Origin of the sequence: Asticcacaulis excentricus CB 48, assembly GCF_000175215.2 — a bacterium.
GTDB classification, from domain to species: domain Bacteria; phylum Pseudomonadota; class Alphaproteobacteria; order Caulobacterales; family Caulobacteraceae; genus Asticcacaulis; species Asticcacaulis excentricus.
In genome coordinates, this window is record NC_014817.1 from 668574 (window position 1) to 684884 (window position 16311).

Here is a 16311-nt window from a genome sequence, read left to right on the forward strand (position 1 = left end):
CCAAGCGTCAGGTCGCGGTAAATTTTTCGGGATAAGTCCATGCGTAGCTTTGATGCGGTCATAATCGGGGCCGGTGCCGCCGGATTGATGTGCGGCATCGAAGCGGCGAAGCGCGGCCGCAAGGTGGTCGTCATCGACCATGCGCGCGCCCCGGCAGAGAAGATTCGCATTTCCGGCGGCGGGCGCTGCAACTTTACGCACCTTGAAGCCGCGCCCAAACACTACCTGTCGCAAAACCCGCACTTCTGCAAATCGGCGCTCAAACGGTTCGGGCCCTGGGATTTTCTTGATCGTGTGATCGCGCACCACATCCCCTATCATCACAAGACCGAAGGTCAGTTGTTTTGCGACAACTCGGCCAAGGACATCATCGACATGCTGCTGGGTGATCTGCGCGCCCACGGCGGCGAACTGTGGCTGCAAAGCCCGGTGCAGGGGCTCGACCAGACACCACAGGGGTTTCGTCTGTCCCTGCCCGATGGTGTGATCGAGACGACGAAGCTGGTGCTGGCCACGGGCGGGCTGTCCATCCCCAAGATGGGCGCGACGGGCTTTGCCTATGAGGTGGCGCAGCGCTTTGGGCACGGGCTTATTACCCCACGTGCGGGCCTTGTGCCCTTTACACTCGGCGGGCAGAAACTTGATTATATTTCAGGGCTTTCCGGCGTCTCTCTTCAGGCGCGTGCCCGCATCGGCAAAACGATGTTTGAGGATGGCTTCCTGTTTACCCACCGCGGCCTGTCGGGGCCGGCCATGTTGCAGATTTCTTCCTTCTGGACACCGGGTCAGACGGTGGAAATCGACCTCCTGCCCGGCACCGACGCCCTGGCGGTTTTGAAAGAGCGCCGCCAATCCACACCGCGCCAGCATATCGGCAATGTCCTGCCCGACCTTGTGCCCACACGCCTCAGCGAGCGCATTCTGGAGGTGACGATCATCGCCCCTGAGACGCGCATTGCCGACCTTTCAGACAAGCGCTTAAGCGCGCTGACGGCCCTGATGCAGCCGTGGGCACTGATCCCCGACGGCACCGAAGGCTACCGCACCGCCGAGGTCACGGTCGGCGGGGTCGATACCACCCAAGTGTCATCGCAAACCATGGAAAGCCAGCTCTGTCCGGGCCTGTTCATCATTGGCGAAGCGCTGGATGTCACCGGCTGGTTAGGCGGCTATAATTTTCAGTGGGCGTGGTCTTCGGGCTGGGCCGCGGGACAGGCGCTGTGATGTTTTAGATGAGAGGCGCCTCGCGCCGCAGGCGTCCTTTTCCTGCGTCCAAATGCTCATCAAAATAGCCCCAGATGAACTTCCGATGTAAAGAAGCACCCTCACGACGAAGCCGGTCGATATTGTGATAAGCGACGTGTCGCGTTAGCTGAGCCACTGTCCACGCCTTCGGCATACCGATTGTGATATTGAGCTGGCCTACGGCATACGCGCTCACGATGAAGACCACCAAGGCCCAGAATAGGTCAAGACCGCTTATCGGCCACAGAATATAGGCGGCTATAAAAGCAGCCAGACAGCCAGCGTAAAAACTTAATCCGCCATCGTGGGGGCCTGTCACCCAACCTGCCCGCCGAAAATCCGAGCGAAATTTGCCGTAGTCGAAGTCTTGTAAACCGCTCAAGAGGGTATCTGGCCGGACGGCGTAACCCTGAGCCGCACACCACTGCTTGATTCTCAGAAAGACCAGAAACGTAGGGCACTTACCGCCTCGCTTTTCAGACTCCGGCAATCCGTCCCAAAGTCTGTCAAACACCTCGCCAAGGGTAAGTTCGTGGTCAGAGGCAAACGCATCTGCCGGGAGTTGAAAATTTGCAGCCGTCTCTATCCGGGCCACGGCATCCGTAAGGTCTTCGCTATCGACAGGTTCAATATGCGCAGCCAAGTCCCCCTCCTCGTAAAACTCGTCTGCAAAATAGCACAAAAAAGCCTCCGGAGCGAACCCCGGAGGCCGATTTTGCTATGGCAAGAACCGTCTGCACCCGGTTATGGGTGCAGGGGCAAAGCCCCTGCTTACTCGGCGGCAGGGCCTTCGAGCAGGACTTCCGCCGGCAGCGGTTCCATCGTCTCTTCGCGCTGATGGGCCAGAGCCTCGTCGCGCTTCAGGGCGATGCGTTGCAGACGACGCAGGTAGGCGCCGGTGCCGACCGGGATCAGACGGCCAACGATGACGTTTTCCTTCAGACCGTCGAGCGTGTCGATCTTGCCTTGCACCGAGGCTTCGGTCAGAACGCGCGTCGTTTCCTGGAACGAAGCGGCCGAGAAGAAGCTCTTGGTGTTGAGCGAGGCCTTGGTGATACCGAGCAGGACCGGAGCCGTGAGGGCCGGACGACCGCCACGCTTTTCGGCCTTGAGGTTCTCGGCTTCCACTTCGCCCTTGTCGAGCTGATCGCCCTTGATGAGGCCGGTATCGCCGGGCTCCAGGATTTCGACCTTTTGCAGCATCTGACGGACCACGACTTCGATGTGCTTGTCGTTGATCGGCACGCCTTGCAGGCGATAGACTTCCTGCACCTCGTTGACGAGGTATTCGGCCAGCGCCTCGACGCCCTGAATACGCAGCAGATCGTGCGGATCGGGGTTGCCGTCGATGATGTAGTCGCCCTTCTGGATGATATCGCCGTCGTGGACGGAGATATGCTTGCCCTTCGGGATCAGGAATTCGACGGGTTCGCCACCGTCCTCCGGGGTGATCTTGATGCGGCGCTTGTTCTTGTAATCGCGGCCAAATTCAACGCGGCCATCCATTTCAGCGATGACGGCGCAGTCCTTCGGACGGCGGGCTTCGAACAGTTCGGCGACGCGCGGCAGACCGCCGGTGATGTCGCGGGTCTTGGCGCCTTCGGTCGGGATACGGGCGATGATTTCACCCGGACGGACCTCGTCCCCATTGCCGACGGAGAGAATGGCCCCGACCGGCAGCAGGTAGCGGGCTTCGGCCCCGTTCGACAGACGCTTGTAAGCGCCGGCATCGTCGATCAGACCCAGGGTCGGACGCAGATCCGCCGCGCGCGAAGAAGCGCGGAAGTCGGTGACGACGCGGTTGGTGATGCCGGTGGCTTCGTCGGTTTCCTCGCGGACCGACTGACCTTCGGTCAGGTCTTCGAAGCGGATCTTACCGCCGACTTCGGTGATGATCGGGGTGGTATAGGGGTCCCACTCCGCCAGACGCTGGCCCTTCTTGACCTCGGTGCCTTCTTCGACGCGCAGACGCGAGCCGTAAGGCACCTTATAGGTTTCGCGATCCTTGCCATCGTGGAAGATGGTGATGATCAGGTTGCGCGACATGGAGATCAGGTCACCGTGCGAGCCGCGGACGGTCGGAGCCGCCGACAGCTTGATCACGCCATCCGAAGTCGTCTCATAGAAGGACTGCTCGGCCACCTGAGCCGTACCGCCGATGTGGAAGGTACGCATGGTGAGCTGGGTGCCCGGTTCACCGATCGACTGCGCAGCGATGACGCCGACCGCTTCACCCATATTGACGCGGGTGCCGCGGGCCAGGTCACGACCGTAGCAGGCGGCGCAGGTGCCCTGTTCGGCCTCACAGGTGAGGACCGAGCGCACCTTGACCGACTGAACGCCGGAGGCTTCGATCTGTTCGACGACGTTTTCATCGACATAGGTGTCGGCCGGGACAACGACTTCGCCCGAAGCGACGTCCTTGATGTCTTCGGCCGTGGTCCGACCGAGGACGCGCGCGCCCAGAGACACCAGCACGTCACCGCCTTCGACGACGGCGCGCATGGTGATGCCCTTGGTCGTGCCGCAGTCCTCTTCCATGATGATGCAGTCCTGAGCCACGTCAACGAGACGACGGGTCAGGTAACCGGAGTTGGCGGTCTTCAGCGCGGTATCGGCCAGACCCTTACGGGCACCGTGGGTCGAGTTGAAGTACTCAAGAACGGTCAGGCCTTCCTTGAAGTTCGAGATGATCGGCGTTTCGATGATCGAACCGTCCGGCTTGGCCATCAGGCCGCGCATTCCGCCGAGCTGCTTCATCTGGGCCTGCGAACCACGGGCACCGGAGTTGGCCATCATGTAGATCGAGTTGATCTCTTTTTCACGGCCATCGTCGGTCTTCAGCTTGCGGCTGATTTCCTTCATCATCTCGTCCGACACTCGGTCGGTCGCCTTGGACCAGGCGTCAACCACCTTGTTGTACTTTTCACCCTTGGTGATCAGACCGTCGGCGTATTGCTGCTCGTATTCTTCCACCAGCTTGCGCGTCTCTTCGACGATGCCGTGCTTGGTTTCGGGGATAACGATGTCGTCCTTGCCGAACGAGATACCGGCGCGGGCGGCTTCCTTGAAGCCCAGAGCCATCATCTGGTCGGCGAAGATCACCGTCGCCTTCTGACCGCAGTGGCGATAGACCACATCGATCAGGTTGCCAATTTCCTTCTTGGTCAGGTTCTTTTCCAGAACGCGGACGCCGATGGAGGCGTGCAGCGGCAGCAGGGCAGCGATTTTCATGCGGCCCGGCGTCGTGTCGATGACGCGGGTACGCTGAACACCGTCCGGGTCCACTTCGGTGAAGCGGCACTTGACCTTGGCGTGCATGGAGACGACGCCAGCGTCGAGCGCGGACTGGATTTCGTTGAGATCGGCGAAGATCATGCCTTCACCCAGCTCACCGTCCTTGACCAGCGACAGGTAGTAGAGACCCAGCACGATGTCCTGCGACGGCACGATGATCGGCTTGCCGTTGGCGGGGCTGAGGATGTTGTTGGTGGACATCATCAGCACGCGCGCTTCGAGCTGAGCTTCGAGCGACAGAGGCACGTGGACGGCCATCTGGTCACCGTCGAAGTCGGCGTTGAAGGCCGAACAGACGAGCGGGTGCAGACGGATCGCCTTGCCTTCGATCAGCTTCGGCTCAAAGGCCTGAATGCCGAGGCGGTGCAGCGTCGGGGCGCGGTTGAGCAGGACCGGGTGTTCGCGGATGACCTCTTCGAGGATATCCCACACCTGCGGCTGCTCGCGCTCGACCATGCGCTTGGACTGCTTCACGGTGCCCGAAAGGCCCTTGGCGTCGAGACGCGCATAGATGAAGGGCTTGAACAGTTCCAGCGCCATCTTCTTTGGCAGGCCGCATTCGTGCAGCTTCAGTTCCGGACCGACGGTGATAACCGAACGACCGGAATAGTCCACGCGCTTGCCGAGCAGGTTCTGACGGAAGCGACCCTGCTTACCCTTCAGCATGTCGGCCAGCGACTTCAGCGGACGCTTGTTGGCGCCAGTGATGACGCGACCGCGACGGCCGTTATCGAAAAGGGCATCGACCGATTCCTGCAACATCCGCTTTTCGTTGCGGATGATGATGTCCGGCGCGCGCAGTTCCATCAGGCGCTTCAGACGGTTGTTCCGGTTGATGACGCGGCGATAGAGGTCGTTGAGGTCCGAGGTGGCAAAACGGCCACCGTCCAGCGGCACCAGCGGGCGCAGTTCCGGCGGGATGACCGGCACGACCGTCAGCACCATCCATTCCGGACGGTTGCCGGATTCGATGAAGTTTTCGATCAGCTTGAGGCGCTTGGACGCCTTCTTGGCCTTCATTTCCGACGGATTGTCGGCCAGCTCAGCGCGCAGCTTGTCGGCGACCTCGTTGAGGTCCATCGACATCAGCATGTTACGGATGGCTTCGGCCCCGATTTCCGCGGTGAAGCTGTCGTCGCCGAACTCTTCCTGATAGCGATAGTACTCGTCTTCGCTGAGCAGCGAGTTGAGCTTCAGCGGCGTCAGGCCCGGCTCGGTGACGATGTAGTTTTCAAAGTACAGAACACGCTCAACGTCTTTCAGCGCCATATCGAGGAACATGGCGATGCGCGACGGCAGCGACTTCAGGAACCAGATGTGCGCGACCGGCGACGCCAGCTCAATATGGCCCATGCGTTCACGGCGAACGCGCGACAGGGTCACTTCGACGCCGCACTTTTCGCAGATAATGCCCTTGTACTTCATGCGCTTGTACTTGCCGCACAGGCATTCGTAGTCCTTGGTCGGTCCGAAGATACGGGCGCAGAATAGGCCGTCACGTTCCGGCTTGAACGTGCGGTAGTTGATGGTTTCCGGCTTCTTGATCTCACCGAACGACCACGACAGGATCTTTTCGGGCGAGGCCAGGGTGATGCGGATCTGGTCGAAGGTCGGGGCGACCTGGACCGGATTGAAGATATTGAGGACTTCCTGGTTCATATGAATTCCAGCTTTCCGTCATTAGAACTTAGTGGGCAGCGATGCGGGGGGCAGGCCCCCTCCACCACTTCGTGGTCCCCCTCCCCCGCTGCGCAGGGGAGGAGCGTAGGCGAAGGTCAGGATTATCCCTGCCCGTTTTCCAGTTCCACGTTCAGACCCAGCGAACGCATTTCCTTGATCAGGACGTTGAAGCTTTCCGGGATACCGGCTTCGAAGCTGTCATCGCCGCGGACGATGGCTTCGTACACCTTGGTCCGGCCGGCCACGTCGTCCGACTTCACGGTCAGCATTTCTTGCAGGGTATAGGCGGCACCATAGGCTTCCAGAGCCCAGACCTCCATTTCCCCGAAGCGCTGACCGCCGAACTGCGCCTTACCGCCCAGCGGCTGCTGGGTGACGAGCGAGTATGGCCCGATGGAGCGTGCGTGGATCTTATCATCGACAAGGTGGTGCAGCTTCAGCATGTAGATGATGCCGACGGTGACCGGACGCTTGAACTGCTCACCCGTCAGACCATCGTACAGGATCGACTGACCCGAACGATCGAGACCCGCAAACTCAAGCATGTTCTCGATGTCGTTGATGTGCGCACCGTCGAAGACCGGGGTCGCGATCGGCACGCCGCGCGCGAGGTTCTTCGCCAGCTGAATCAGCTCTTCTTCCGTTTCCGGCAGTTCCTGATCGGCACCATAGGCACCCTTCAGGTGGTCGATAAGCGCCTGCTTCTGACCGCCGTTCTGCCACTCTTCGAGCAGGTTGGTGATCTGCTTGCCGATATTGGCGCAGGCCCAGCCGAGGTGGGTTTCGAAGATCTGACCGACGTTCATGCGCGACGGCACGCCCAGCGGGTTCAGCACGATATCGACGTGCTCACCATCGGCGAGGAACGGCATGTCTTCGACGGGTAGGATCTTGGAGATAACCCCCTTGTTGCCGTGACGGCCGGCCATCTTGTCGCCCGGCTGAAGCTTGCGCTTCACGGCCACGAAGACCTTGACCATCTTCATGACGCCCGGCGGCAATTCGTCGCCGCGTTGCAGCTTTTCGACCTTGTCCTCGAAGCGACGGTCCAGACGCTTGCGGGCCTCTTCGAACTGGCGCTTCATGGCCTCCAGTTCGCCCATCAGCTTCTCGTCTTCGAGGGCGATCTGCCACCACAGGCCCTTCGAGATTTCGGAGAGCTTCTCTTCGGTGATTTCACCGCGACCCAGACCCTTCGGGCCCGAAACGGCGGTCTGACCGAGGATGACTTCCTTCAGGCGGCCATAGATGTTGCGCTCAAGGATCGACAGTTCATCGTCGCGGTCCTTGCCCAGACGCTCGATTTCGGCGCGCTCGATAGCCATAGCGCGTTCGTCCTTGTCCACACCGTGACGGTTAAAGACGCGGACTTCAACGATGGTACCGGCGACGCCGGGGGGCAGACGCAAGCTCGTATCGCGCACGTCTGACGCCTTTTCACCGAAGATGGCGCGCAGCAGCTTTTCTTCCGGTGTCATCGGGCTTTCGCCCTTCGGCGTGACCTTACCGACGAGAATGTCGCCCGGTTGCACTTCGGCACCGATAGCCACGATACCGGCCTCGTCGAGGTTTCGCAGGGCTTCTTCGCCGACGTTCGGGATGTCGCGGGTGATTTCTTCCGGCCCAAGCTTCGTATCGCGGGCCATGACTTCAAACTCTTCCAGGTGGATAGAGGTGAAGATGTCGTCGCGCACGATGCGTTCGGAAATCAGGATCGAGTCTTCGAAGTTGTAGCCGTTCCACGGCATGAAGGCCACGAGGACGTTGCGGCCCAGAGCCAGATCGCCGAGGTCGGTAGACGGACCGTCGGCGATGATGTCACCGGCCGACACCTTGTCACCGACGTTCACGATCGGACGCTGGTTGATACAGGTGTTCTGGTTGGAACGCTGGAACTTCGACAGACGATAGATATCGACGCCCGGCTTGGTGGGGTCGAGTTCATCCGTGGCGCGCACGACGATACGGGTGGCGTCCACCTGCTCGATCACGCCGGTACGGCGGGCGGCAATGGTAGCCCCGGAGTCGCGGGCGACGACCGATTCCATGCCGGTGCCGACGAAGGGCGCATCCGCCTTCACCAGCGGCACGGCCTGACGCTGCATGTTCGAACCCATCAGCGCGCGGTTGGCGTCGTCGTTTTCGAGGAACGGGATCAGGGCGGCGGCGACCGAAACGACCTGCTTCGGCGACACGTCCATGTAATCGACGGTCGGGGCCGGTTGCAGGCCCGGTTCGCCGTTGACGCGGCCCGGCACGAGGTCTTCGACAATACCTTCGTCACCCAGCTTGATATTGGCCTGAGCGATGACGTGCTTGGACTCTTCCATCGCCGACATATAGACGACTTCGTCCTGCGGCTTGCCGTCGATGACCTTGCGGTACGGGCTTTCGATGAAGCCGTACTTGTTGACGCGGGCATGGGTGGCCAGTGAGTTGATCAGGCCGATGTTCGGGCCTTCCGGCGTTTCAATCGGGCAGATACGGCCATAGTGGGTCGGGTGCACGTCGCGGACTTCGAAGCCCGCGCGTTCGCGCGTCAGACCGCCCGGCCCAAGGGCCGACAGACGACGCTTGTGCGTGATTTCCGACAGCGGGTTCGTCTGGTCCATGAACTGCGAGAGCTGCGACGAACCAAAGAATTCACGCACCGCGGCCGCAGCCGGCTTGGCGTTGATCAGGTCGTGTGGCATGACGGTGTCGATATCAACCGACGACATGCGCTCCTTGATGGCGCGTTCCATGCGCAGCAGGCCGACGCGGTACTGGTTTTCCAGCAACTCGCCCACCGAACGCACGCGACGGTTACCGAGGTTGTCGATATCGTCGATTTCGCCGCGACCATCGCGCAGACCGATCAGGATGCGCAGGATCTTCAGAATGTCATCCTTGCGCAGGGTGCGCTCAGAGTCGGCGACGTCCTGCTCAAGACGCATGTTCATTTTGACGCGACCCACGGCCGACAGGTCGTAGCGCTCCAGTTCGAAGAACAGGCCCTGGAACATGGCTTCGGCGGCTTCGATCGTGGGCGGCTCGCCCGGACGCATGACGCGATAAATGTCGAACAGCGCATCTTCACGCGAGGTGTTCTTATCGACGCGCAGCGTGTTGCGCAGATAGGCGCCCACGGTCACATGGTCGATATCGAGCACATCAATGGTGGTGAAGCCCTGCTCTTCCAGCACCTTGATGGCGGCAGGATCAAGCTCGTCACCGGCTTCGGCGTAGATTTCACCGGTCTCAAAATTGACCGCATCGCGCGCCAGATACTTGCCATTCAGGGCGTCCGGCGACAGCAACAGCGCCTTCACCGTGTCGCCCAGCTTTTTGGCGGTACGCGCCGAAATCTTGGTCCCGGCCTGCGCGACCACTTCACCGCTATCGGCGTCGATCAGGTCGAATTCCGGCTTCACACCGCGCCAGCGCTCGAACTTGTACGGCGTGACCCAACCGGCATCGCGCTTCTCATAGGGCACAACGTCGTAGAAGGTGGTGAGGATTTCTTCGCCGTCCATGCCCAGGGCAGACAGGAAGGTCGTGGCGGGCAGCTTGCGGCGACGGTCGATACGCACATAGACGATGTCCTTGGCGTCGAATTCGAAATCGAGCCACGAGCCACGGTACGGAATGATGCGCGCGCCGAACAGGAGCTTACCCGACGAATGGGTCTTGCCCTTGTCGTGGTCGAAGAAGACGCCCGGCGAACGGTGCATCTGCGACACGATCACGCGCTCGGTGCCGTTGACGATAAAGGTGCCCTTGTCCGTCATGAGCGGGATATCGCCCATATAAACGTCCTGCTCCTTGATATCCTTTACCGAACGGGCACCCGTGTCCTCGTCCGTTTCAAACACGATCAGGCGCAGCTTGACCTTCAGCGGGGCGGCATAGGTGATGTCGCGCTGAATGCACTCTTCGACGTCGTATTTCGGCTCTTCGAACTCGTAAGAGACGTATTCGAGGGTCGCACGCTCGTTGAAATCCTTGACCGGGAAGACGCTCTTGAACACAGCCTCCAGACCGTCGTCAACGCGCTCCGAAGCGCGGACGAAACGTTGCAGGAATTGTTCGTAGGAGGAGCGCTGAACCTCGATCAGGTTCGGCATACGGATCGCTTCGGGGATTCGGCCAAAAGACTTCCGAATCCGCTTCTTTTCGGTGAACGATAAGGCCATCGTTGTTCCTGTAAAGCGTTTAAGACGCAGTGAATGTGTCGAGAGACCCCGGGTGGGGCATTGAGAAACAGTTGGATGCGCCCGCTCTTTTATGACCGATTGGCGGCCAAAGACGCTGTTTTTCAATAACTTTCTGAACAGAAAGTCACGCCCCATCGCCGGTGGAAAGAGCAGAAGACCGGCATTCGGGCTTTGGTTTAAGACGCAGTACGCCTTAAAAGGGAGGATGCCATAGCGCAACTGTCCCCGCTTGTCGAGAGGGTGTGGGGGATTATTTTTTGCAGGTCAGCAGACGCTCAATTGCTCCAGCCGCTTTACACCTCCCCATGAAATCAGAGACGGGGCTATTTAGCGCGAGCGCCCGTAATCCCCGTTGAGCAGGTTTTTAAACCCCGGATCGGTAATGGCCTCACCCGCCCCCAGCGGCTGGGCCAGCATAGCGGCGGCGTCCCCGTCCGGCGACCAGTAGAGATTGCCGCTGTGCGTGGCCGACATGAAGCCGTGCGGATTGTCCGGCCCCAGATAGATGCGGTGCGGGGCCGTCAGATAGAAGATGTTGTTGGTGATGCTCACCCCGGCGTCTCGGTCTCCGGCGCAACCATTCCAGCAGATCGACCAGAAGATCGCGCGCAGCGACCAGAAGTCCTTATCCGTAATATCCGGAATCCTTGTACGGATGATGATATTTCCGTCGATCTTCAGATTACGGATGCCATTGGTGCCCACAAACTTATCAACGTCGTCGCTGATATTGTGGGCGATGGTCACGTCGTGGGTATTGCCAGCGATTTCCAGAAAGCCGCCCTTGGTATTGCGCGACAGATTGTGGTGCACAAAGGTGTGGTGCGCGTCAAAGAAACGGTCCTCGCCGTCCAGTTCGACCGCCGCTCCGTCATTGACATAGGCGCCACCGTAGAAGCCGTAGTTTTCGATGCGGTTGTGCGCCACCTCATTGTGCGGCCCGACAATGACAATGGCCATCGCGCCCCAGTATTCGGTGATGCGCGAGGCGTCGTGAAAATAATTGCTCTTTACAAGTGAGTTCGGGCCGCGTACACGAACACCGACCGGCATGTTTTTGAATTCATTGTTTTGTAGGGTGAGATGGTGAGTGGTCGCATCGGTATAGATACCGGCCATCTCGGTCACCAATTTGTGCTGGTGGCTTTCCTTCCACGGCAAGGGCGGCTCATCCGGGGGCGGCGTGGCCCCGTCATAGAGGTATAGGTTTTCGACGGTTACATAGCTGCCGTACACCGATACGACTCGCCCGAATTCCAGCCCAAAGCGCGGATTCATCAGTTTCGGCGCGGGCCCCTCGCCATAGGCGCTGATGATGATGGGTTTGGCCTCGGTGCCGGACTGAGTGATCTTCAGATGACCGACAAAGGCGGTGCCACGCGCCAGCAGCACCCGGTCACCGGGCTCAAGTGTCTGGGCATTGACGCGGCTGAGGCTGCGCCACGGTTGCGCCTGGCTGCCCGACTGAGCATCGTTACCCGTCGTCCCATTGACGTAGTAATCCGCCGCCATCGCTGGCCCGACCAGACACCATAGCACACCGATCCATTTCCACATCGCCGCCTCCATCACCCCGCAGTAAGGCAGGGCCCGCAGCCAATTACAAGTCCGGCATCAGCGCCAGACGCGCCCTGTCTTTCGGCCGGCCGAACAGGCGCAGTACGGCCGCCTGTTCGCTCAGGGTCGGCACCCGCACCCCGCCGATCCATACATCGCTTTCGATTCGCAATTCACGCCAGTCGCCCGCCGAAAGCACTTGTAATCCGCCCATAAAGTCGATCTCCAGCCCGCCCGGCGGACGATATTGGAAATAGGGACTGGAGCGGAAGCGGGCGTCGGCGCGCGGGGGACTTACTGGCACGCCCAGGGCGATACGTGCGGCCTCGATGACCTCAGAGGGGCCATAGACATCGACGTCGCGCACCGTGACAGGCAACCCGCTCAGAGACAGGGCCGCCGAGCCGATCAGCCACCACGGCTGTTCGGGCGGCATCAGACGACGGATCAGGTCCAGCGAGCGGCGAAGGTCGGGCGGCATGGGTGTATCGGCAATGGGTACAAAAAAAGCCGGGGCGCAAACCCCGGCTTCTCAGTTTTACTCTTCGACGGCATCGCGGGTGGCACCGACCCGCTGGGCCAGCGACGCCCCCATGAAGGCGTCCAGATCACCGTCGAGAACCCCTTGCGAATCCGAGGTTTCCACATCGGTGCGCAGGTCCTTGACCATCTGATAGGGCTGAAGCACGTAGGAGCGAATCTGGTGCCCCCAGCCGATATCGGTCTTCTGGTCTTCCAGCGCGGCTTGCGCCGCCTCGCGCTTTTGCAGTTCCAGTTCATACAGGCGCGCGCGCAGCATTTTCCACGCTTCGTCGCGGTTGGCGTGCTGCGAACGTCCGGCCTGACAAGCCACGGCGATACCGGTCGGGATGTGCGTCAGGCGCACCGCCGAGTCGGTCTTGTTTACGTGCTGACCGCCGGCCCCCGACGCGCGGTAGGTATCGGTGCGCACATCGGCCGGGTTGATGTCGATAACGATGGTGTCATCGACCACCGGATAGACCCACACCGAGGCAAATGAGGTATGGCGGCGCGCATTGGAATCGAAGGGCGAGATACGCACCAGACGGTGCACCCCGGCCTCGGTCTTCAGCCAGCCATAGGCATTGGTGCCCTTGACCATGATGGTCGCCGACTTGATGCCCGCCTGTTCGCCGGGCGTCTCTTCTTCGATGGATACCGTCATGCCGTGCTGGGTGGCCCAGCGCGTGTACATGCGCAAAAGGATGCCGGCCCAGTCGCACGACTCCGTGCCCCCGGCCCCGGAATTGATTTCGACATAGGCGTCATTGCCGTCAGCTTCGCCGGACAACAGCGCCTCAAGCTCGGCGCGTGCGGCCTTTTCCTTAATGGCTTTCAGCATGGCGCGGGCTTCTTCGAGCAGTTCCTCGTCGCCCTCCATGTCGGCCAGCTCAGCATAGTCGAGCGCGTCCTGAAGCTCTTTGGTCAGGCTGTTGACCGCATCGACGCCACCGCTCAGCTTGGTGCGTTCGCGCATAACGGACTGCGCCTCTTCGGGCTTGTCCCACAGCGTCGGGTCTTCGACCCGCGCGTTCAGTTCGTCGAGACGTCTTAGAGCGACGTCCCAGTCAAAGACGCCTCCTGAGCAATCCGATGGATTGCTCGATGTCCCTGGCCGAAGCCTCAACATCCAGTCGCATTACAATGTCCTTACGGTAAAAAAGATAGCCGTGGGGGATAGCCCTGTTGCCGGGTAATGGCAAGAGAAACCGGGGTTAAGGATACAGGCCCTTAATAAAGGACCTCCTCCTCGATTTCATCGACGTACTTCTTCTTTTTCGGCTGTTCCTGCGGCGTCGGCTGATTGGACGGCTGCCCGGTCAGACCGTCACGCCACACCTCGGTATAGGGCTTGGGTCCATCGACGACATCAGGTGTGCGCTCGATCGGCTTCGGCTCGGTTCCCGGACGGAAAGCTTCTTCGTGGCCACGGATGGACACGTAAACCGCGTCCTTGGGCTTGCGGAAGTCCTTGACCGGTTTGTTCTTCGTCGCCGCCGCCATGAAGTCGATAAAGATCGGCAGGGCCGCCGAACCACCGGTTTCCGACTCACCCAGAGAACGGTTGTCGTCAAAGCCAACAAACACCCCGGCGACCAGATCGGGCGTAAAGCCGACAAACCACGCCGAGCGGTATTCATTGGTCGTGCCGGTCTTGCCCCCCAGCGGAATGCCCAGCGCGCTGGCGCGTGCCGCCGTACCCCGCTGTACGACGCCTTGCAGGAAGGAGTTGATCTGATAGGCAACGATGGGGTCCATCACCTGCTGGCCTTCGGGCATCAGGCGCGGCGATTCCGTCCCATCGAAGGCCCGCGTACAGCCCGCCGGACACTTACGCTGATCGGCACGGTAGATGACCTTGCCCTGATAGTCCTGCACCAGCTCGATCAGGTGCGGCTTAATGCGCCGCCCGCCATTTACAAAAGCCGAATAGGCGGCGGTGAGCTGATAGGGCGTTGTTTCGGTCGAACCCAGCGCATTGGACAGGTAGGGTTCCATACTATCGACCGCGCCATATTGCACCACCTTGGCCGCCACCGTCTTCATGCCGACCTTGTCGGCGAGGCGCACGGTCATGGCGTTGCGCGACAGTTCAAGCCCCTTGCGCAGGGTTTGCGGCCCGTAATAGGTGCGTGAATAGTTCTTGGGCGACCACGCTTCGCCATTGCCCCCCTTGAAGGTGATGGGGCCATCGACCACGATGGAGGCCGGCGTAAAGTCGCCTTCCAGCGCGGTAGCGTAGATGAACGGCTTGATAGCCGAACCCGGTTGACGCTTGGCCTGCGTGGCGCGGTTGAACTTCGACAGCGAGAAGGAATAGCCGCCGACCATGGCCACGACGCGGCCCGTCCACGGGTCAACCGCGACCAGCGCGCCATTGACCGCAGGCACCTGCTTGAGGGCATAGGCCCCCGTGGCATCGCGCGCCACATAGATCAGATCACCGGCCTTAAGCCCGGCCCCACCCTGCGCCCACGCTACATCCGAGCCGCGAAGATTGCCGTGGTTTTCGCCCGCCGGGGCCTCAGCCAGGCGGATCGAGCCACCCGCGCGTTCAACCACGGCGACCTGCCAGTCGGGGCGCTCAAACGGCGCGCGACGGCGCTCCGGCAACTTGGCCTCTACGGCTGCGGCCTCCTGCTGCCAGCCTTCATTGATACTACCGATGTTGCCCCACGCCCCGCGCCAGCCGTGGCGGCGGTCATATAGCTCAAGCCCGTCCATCAGGGCGATACGCGCCGCTGTCTGGAGCTTAGGGTCAAGCGTCGTCTTCATATAGTAGCCGGCGGAGTATATATCCTCGCCGAACAGGGCCTTGGAGCGGCGCTCGACCTCAGAGACGAAGAAGTCGGCATCACGATACTTAGCGCGCTGCGGGGCCGACTGCACCACCAGATCCTCACGCATGGCGGCCTCGGCCTCGGCGTTAGTCACCCAGCCGACCGACACCATTTCGCCCAGAATCCAGTTACGGCGGGCAATGGCCTGATCCTTGCGGCGGATGGGGTGGTAATTATGCGGTCCCTTAGGCAGGGCCGCCAGATAGGCGGTCTCGGCCAGAGTCAGTTGGTCCACCGACTTGCCGAAATAGTTATAGGCCGCCGTGCCAATCCCGTTCGAACGATAACCCAGATAAATGTCGTTCAGATAGAGTTCGAGGATCTGTTCCTTGGTCAGCGAGGTTTCCAGCCGCCGCGCCAGAATAAACTCCTTCAGCTTGCGCCCGATGGTCCGCTCGTTCGACAAGAGGACGTTTTTGGCCACCTGCTGCGTGATGGTGGAACCGCCTTCGAGGCGGCGACCCTGCACGAAGTTGATGACATTCTTGACCATGGCCCGCGACAGCCCCCCGACATCGACGCCGGAATGGTTGAAGAAGTTGCGGTCTTCGGCGGCCAGAAAGGCGCGGCTGACGCGCTCAGGGATGCGGTTATAGGGAATGAAGATACGGCGTTCCTGCGCGAACTCACCGATCAGCGTCCCGTCCCAGGCGAACAGGCGCGTTGAGGTAGGCGGGCGATAATCGACGATTTCATTGCCGTCGGGCAGGTCGTGGAACAGCCATGCGGCATAGATGGCGATAGCGAAGCCAGCGATGGCCACCATCGACATCAGCACCACCCCCGCCATGGCGAACCAACGCTCAGTGGACTTCACAAACACCCTCCGTCACCGCGACGCGGTTCCGTTACGAAGAGCGTCCGCATCATATTGCGTTGTGTGTATCAAAGCCCGCCCCCCGCGCAAAGCCCTGATCATGGTCATATCCGGCTTATTGCGGGCAAATGCGGCTTATTGGCGACGCTTTACCGCA

The 16311-nt window shown here is 60.8% G+C and carries 8 protein-coding genes; 1 reads left to right on the top strand and 7 read right to left on the bottom strand.

All coding sequences use genetic code 11. The features are described 5' to 3' along the window. Window positions 1-39 precede the first annotated feature (39 nt). On the top strand, window positions 40-1224 hold the full coding sequence (locus ASTEX_RS14835; protein WP_013480447.1) for a BaiN/RdsA family NAD(P)/FAD-dependent oxidoreductase: 1185 nt from the start codon (window positions 40-42) through the stop codon (window positions 1222-1224). Window positions 1225-1228: 4 nt separating this feature from the next. On the opposite strand, the gene ASTEX_RS14840 is transcribed toward ASTEX_RS14835, so the two are convergent. The 7 genes from ASTEX_RS14840 to ASTEX_RS14870 all read right to left on the bottom strand — a co-directional run bounded on the left by ASTEX_RS14840 (window position 1229) and on the right by ASTEX_RS14870 (window position 16160). Further along, window positions 1229-1927 (bottom strand): hypothetical protein, encoded by a 699-nt coding sequence (locus ASTEX_RS14840; RefSeq protein ID WP_041659391.1) that lies wholly within the window; start codon window positions 1925-1927, stop codon window positions 1229-1231. Window positions 1928-2016: 89 nt separating this feature from the next. After that, on the bottom strand, window positions 2017-6201 hold the full coding sequence (rpoC, locus tag ASTEX_RS14845) for a DNA-directed RNA polymerase subunit beta' (RefSeq protein WP_013480449.1): 4185 nt from the start codon (window positions 6199-6201) through the stop codon (window positions 2017-2019). 122 nt (window positions 6202-6323) lie between these two features. Continuing rightward, a complete protein-coding gene (gene rpoB / locus ASTEX_RS14850; protein ID WP_013480450.1) occupies window positions 6324-10397 on the bottom strand; it encodes a DNA-directed RNA polymerase subunit beta in 4074 nt (1357 codons plus the stop codon). A 348-nt stretch (window positions 10398-10745) separates the two neighbouring features. Beyond that, the gene (locus ASTEX_RS14855; RefSeq protein WP_013480451.1) at window positions 10746-11975 is read right to left on the bottom strand and encodes a chondroitinase-B domain-containing protein; all 1230 of its coding nucleotides are present in this window, start codon (window positions 11973-11975) and stop codon (window positions 10746-10748) included. A gap of 43 nt (window positions 11976-12018) precedes the next feature. Further along, window positions 12019-12456, bottom strand: coding sequence for a nucleotidyltransferase family protein (locus ASTEX_RS14860; RefSeq protein ID WP_013480452.1), 438 nt, complete (start codon window positions 12454-12456; stop codon window positions 12019-12021). A gap of 57 nt (window positions 12457-12513) precedes the next feature. Further along, a protein-coding gene (gene prfB, locus ASTEX_RS14865) for a peptide chain release factor 2 (protein ID WP_013480453.1) occupies window positions 12514-13636 on the bottom strand; the annotation gives its coding sequence in 2 pieces (ribosomal slippage) (window positions 12514-13566 and window positions 13568-13636; 1122 coding nt in all). A gap of 91 nt (window positions 13637-13727) precedes the next feature. Continuing rightward, window positions 13728-16160 (bottom strand): penicillin-binding protein 1A, encoded by a 2433-nt coding sequence (locus ASTEX_RS14870; protein WP_168148161.1) that lies wholly within the window; start codon window positions 16158-16160, stop codon window positions 13728-13730. Window positions 16161-16311 lie beyond the last annotated feature (151 nt).

What these genes read in the sequence shown, in the direction of transcription:
- ASTEX_RS14835 (WP_013480447.1), top strand. Translation starts at nt 40, where the DNA reads ATGCGTAGCTTTGATGCGGTCATAATCGGGGCCGGTGCCGCCGGATTG.
- rpoC (WP_013480449.1), bottom strand. Translation starts at nt 6,201, where the DNA reads ATGAACCAGGAAGTCCTCAATATCTTCAATCCGGTCCAGGTCGCCCCG.
- rpoB (WP_013480450.1), bottom strand. Translation starts at nt 10,397, where the DNA reads ATGGCCTTATCGTTCACCGAAAAGAAGCGGATTCGGAAGTCTTTTGGC.
- ASTEX_RS14855 (WP_013480451.1), bottom strand. Translation starts at nt 11,975, where the DNA reads ATGTGGAAATGGATCGGTGTGCTATGGTGTCTGGTCGGGCCAGCGATG.
- ASTEX_RS14860 (WP_013480452.1), bottom strand. Translation starts at nt 12,456, where the DNA reads ATGCCGCCCGACCTTCGCCGCTCGCTGGACCTGATCCGTCGTCTGATG.